Here is a 4304-nt window from a genome sequence, read left to right on the forward strand (position 1 = left end):
AGAAAGTTCCCTTTCATCTATTTCGATGAATTTTTCTAAATGCTTTTTAAATATTTCAGACATGATCTTTTTATTCAAGGGTTAAAATTGATCCTTTATTTCTACCCCAAATATACTAATCATTCAACCCTTTACCGTCAAGAATTTGTGGTATACTTTTCTCAACCCTTGATTCTCGGGTTTTGGATTGTTTGGGTGCAGAAAAATGAAGCATATAGGCTCTTTGGCGCCCTGGAGTCAAAGCTTCGAATGACGTTTTCAAATCAGGCACTTCATCTAATTTCTTTTGAAATTCTTCGGCAAGGATGAATTCTTCCGTTTTTTTGAATTTTACTTCCAAACCGGCTTTTTCCACTTCAATGGCCTCATAAATATAGGCTTTCAAAATAGCTTGCAGCTCCACTATTTCCTCAACATTGGTAAACCGAATCTGTCTTGCCGCCTGCACATTTTTTGATTGCTGAATCAGAATACCATCGGAATCATTTAACAAAGCTCCTTTGAAAAACAAAAAAGCACAATATTCTTTAAAATCGTGTATTAAAACAATGTTCTTTCCCTGAAAAATGTAGCAAGGAGTACCCCATTTCAACTCTTCGGTTAGTTGACAATCCAAAGCAATCTTTCTTAATTGCTCCAATGCTGGCTGCCATTTATTGGATTTACTAAAATAAAAATCAACTTTAGGATTCATAAATTTCATTTATTGATTAACAAATTATTTTTTATCAGAAAGAAAACGAGTCTGCATTTATTATTACAAATAACTCAACCACCATTTTTCCCTGTTCATTTGTTTATACTCGTCAAACTTTTTGCATAATGGATAGAGCATAAGAACAATTCCAATCCAAACTGCATAAACCACCAAAAGACTAAAACCATAGCCTTTCATATTGGGCTCAAATCCTATCCATGTTGAAAAAATAAATTTTTGCCAGCCAAAACCAGAAAGTTCAGCAAAAATCATTGCTATAATGTGAATAAAATAAAGGTGCATGATGTAGTAAAAAAAAGGAACTCTTCCGAAAGTGGAGAAGAAGTCTACAAGCTTTCCTTTGAGTTTTTCAGCGTTCGCCAAAAATAAGAAAGCCCCACCCAAAGTCATCAACACATACAAAAGTGATGGAGGATATTTACTTGGATTCAAAAACGAAATTAGGTTTTGGGATAAAGTACTATAGTGTTTAAATTGCTTTGGCTCTCCATATAGGTTTGTCAATCTTAACAGAATAAAAAGGACAATAGCCATTCCTCCAATAGAGTTGAACATTTTTTTTCGCTTATTACTGTCAAAAGATTTATCATAAAAAGCACCAAAATAATATCCTAAAGCCATTACTGCAATCCATGGGACAAGTGGGTATCCAATCAACAGTTGGGTATGCTCAGATAGCGGATAAAAAGTTTGTTCATGAATAAGGGACCACAATACATTACCCGAAAAATGAACGTTATCAAACAGGTTATGACAGCAAATAAGCAACAAGCTAAAAATTAGAATATAGGTTCTTGGCAAATAAATTAATGCAGCCAAGACTATCATGCTAATCCCTAACGACCATATGACAAGTAAACCAAAAGTCCTGAAGTGAATATCAAAAAACCATGCAAAGCCTACAACTGTCACCTCTATAAAAACCAACCAAAGTCCCCGTTTGAATAAAAAACCCGATAATTCATTCTTTGTTTTCCTTTTGCCAACCATAAATGCGGACATTCCCGCCAAAAAACTAAACGTAGGCGCACAAAAATGAGTTATCCATCGTGTAAAAAAGATGGGCAAATTACTTTGAATAGGATCTGTTGGGTCAAAAAAGAAAGCGGAATAATGAAAATAATCCCTCACATGGTCAAGTGCCATTATGACCATCACCAAACCTTTTAGCAAGTCAATGGATTCTATTCTGGTATTGGTAAGTGATGCCATAAATTAGTTTAATAGTTAGAATAAATAAAAAACATTTCATTACGATACATAACATGCTTTTTACCAGAAACTTAACCCTAAATTAATTCTTATTTTCGGATTTTCCAAAACCTCCCAAATTCTTGTTTTAGTTGTCTGAATTGTAAACGCTACAATTTGTCTTTTAATTTAAGTCGATACTCGTCTCAGACGAGAGTCAATTGGAGATTGCTTCGCAATATTATTCCACTATTATTGTGGAATAATTTAACCTAAAACAAACGAAGCCTTTTCTATTATTAAAAAACAAGAAAACACAACAAGTCACATTCAATTTTAATTAAAATTCAGTAATTTGTACGAAAATTATTTTTAATAAAAATCATTCTTTTATTAGAAACAACAAAAACCTGAATTATAATCAAATCATGAAAAACATTTATTTAGCCCTTCTTTTTATATCAACTTCATTATTTGCACAACAATACGAAAAGGATTGGAACAAAGTTATCAAAAACGAAAATGAAGGTAAAATAAAAACAGCGAATGAAATTGTTGCCAAAATCTACAAAAAGGCAGTTTCCAAAAAAGAGGAGGTGCAAATCATTAAATGTTTTTTCTATTCGTCCAAGTATTTACAAGTAGTCAATGAAAATGCGCAAATCAAAATTTTAAACAATTTAAAGTCTAAAATCAAACAAGTTAGTATTCCTTCACAAGCTATTTTGAATTTGGTTTATGGGAAATGCTTGAGTGAGTATTTTAATAAAAATGGCTATATTATTCGAAACAGAACCAACACAACCATTCTGGAGGATGACTTCTTGACATGGAGTCAAAATGATTTTAATACTCAAATTACTTTAGCTTTTGAAAAAACACTTGAAAACGAAACTATTTTAAAAAACACTCCATTAACCAGTTACGAACCTGTGTTTGATTTTATCACTTTAGAAGAACTCAAAAAAGAAAACCTTTTTGATTATTTAATGAAGGAAAATATTTCAATCTATATCAAAAAATTAAATTCGTGGAATTTTCAACCAAAAGACTTTAAGAAATATAAAAAAACGCTTTTAGGAAATTCCAATGAATTTACCGGATTAAAATTGGATTTTGTAAACGACTCCATACTCAAAAAAGTTCTTTTTTTTTACCAAAAAAAGGAAACAAACCAACCATCTACAGAAAATCAACTGGATCGAATTACTTTTTGCAATGACTATCTTTTAAAATCGAACGAGGAGTTATTACAGACTTTGAATTCTCTTCAAAAAAATAACAAAGAAGAAATGCTTTTGCAAAAAATTCAATTGGCTAAAGCAACTATTTACATAAAAGAAGCATCCAAAGAAGCGCATCCAGACTACAATATAAAAGCTATTAGCACAATTGACAGCATTTTGGCTTTTCCAAACAAATCGAATGCATACCTATTGGCGCTTCAAAAAAAACAGGAAATCAATACCAAATCACTCTCAATCCAACTTCAAAAATACAGTTACAACAAAGAAAACACAAGAGCTTTTGTTCGCTATAAAAACACAGACAACCTAAAAATTTCTTTTTACAAAATCAATCAAAAAACAATTTCCGATTTCGAAAAACAAGAATCAAAGAAAGACAGTTTATCTATGCTAATTATAAGCAAAACAAAAACCGTGCAATCCATAAAACAAGCTTTAATCAATAAAAAAGATTATTTTGAATACAGCACCGAAGTACTCTTACCTCAACTGGAAACTGGAAGTTATTTAGCTTATTTTGAAAGTGAAACTGACTCTGATTCCAAAAAAGCATTTGCTTACGAAACCATCACTGTTTCAAATTTAAGTCTATTGGCAAATTCAAAAAACCAAACCGAGTACTATCAGGTTTTGGATCGAAAAACTGGAAAACCATTAGAAAATGTTACGCTTGAATCACCCTCTTTTTCAATTAAAACCAATAAAAATGGAGTTGCTAGTTTTGAAAGAAAAGACAAAACGAATAATAATTATGGATATGAAACCATTAAAGCAACTTCCATAAAAGATACCATACAGTTCCAAAAAAACTATATTTCAAATAATACGGATTACTCTAATGAGAAACCTGTAGAGTTCAAAGGAAAAGTAGAATTCTACTTAGACCGAGCCATCTATCGCCCTGGTCAAAAGGTTTTTTATAAAGGAATAGCCATTCAGAAAAAACAAAATATTACCAGTATCGTTCCCAAAACCTCGTTTAAAATTACCATCAAAGATGCTAATTACAAAGAAATAAAAACCCTTGAAGTTACAACAAATGATTTTGGTTCGTTTTCAGGAGAATTTGTTTTACCAAAAACGGGTTTGACAGGAGATTTTAATATTGAAGCAGAGGAACCTGATAATTATGAAAAAGATATTGTTTA

At 31.4% G+C, this 4304-nt stretch carries 3 protein-coding genes; 1 reads left to right on the forward strand and 2 read right to left on the reverse strand.

The genetic code is table 11. From position 1 onward, the window contains the following. Positions 1 to 115 precede the first annotated feature (115 nt). Entirely contained in the window at positions 116 to 694 is a 579-nt protein-coding gene (locus VFS71_RS12665) for a YdeI/OmpD-associated family protein (protein ID WP_326401659.1), read from the reverse strand. A gap of 63 nt (positions 695 to 757) precedes the next feature. Next, positions 758 to 1930, reverse strand: coding sequence for a DUF1624 domain-containing protein (locus tag VFS71_RS12670; protein ID WP_326401660.1), 1173 nt, complete (start codon positions 1928 to 1930; stop codon positions 758 to 760). A gap of 407 nt (positions 1931 to 2337) precedes the next feature. Between VFS71_RS12670 and VFS71_RS12675 the strand changes: the two genes are divergently transcribed. Next, positions 2338 to 4304: MG2 domain-containing protein (locus VFS71_RS12675; protein WP_326401661.1), on the forward strand; the 1967-nt coding region annotated here is incomplete at its 3' end.

The sequence above is a fragment of the Flavobacterium sp. genome, from assembly GCF_035760125.1.
Classification (GTDB): domain Bacteria; phylum Bacteroidota; class Bacteroidia; order Flavobacteriales; family Flavobacteriaceae; genus Flavobacterium.

Excerpts from the sequence above, each read along its gene's own strand:
- VFS71_RS12665 (WP_326401659.1), bottom strand. The coding sequence starts at position 694 with ATGAATCCTAAAGTTGATTTTTATTTTAGTAAATCCAATAAATGGCAG.
- VFS71_RS12670 (WP_326401660.1), bottom strand. The coding sequence starts at position 1,930 with ATGGCATCACTTACCAATACCAGAATAGAATCCATTGACTTGCTAAAA.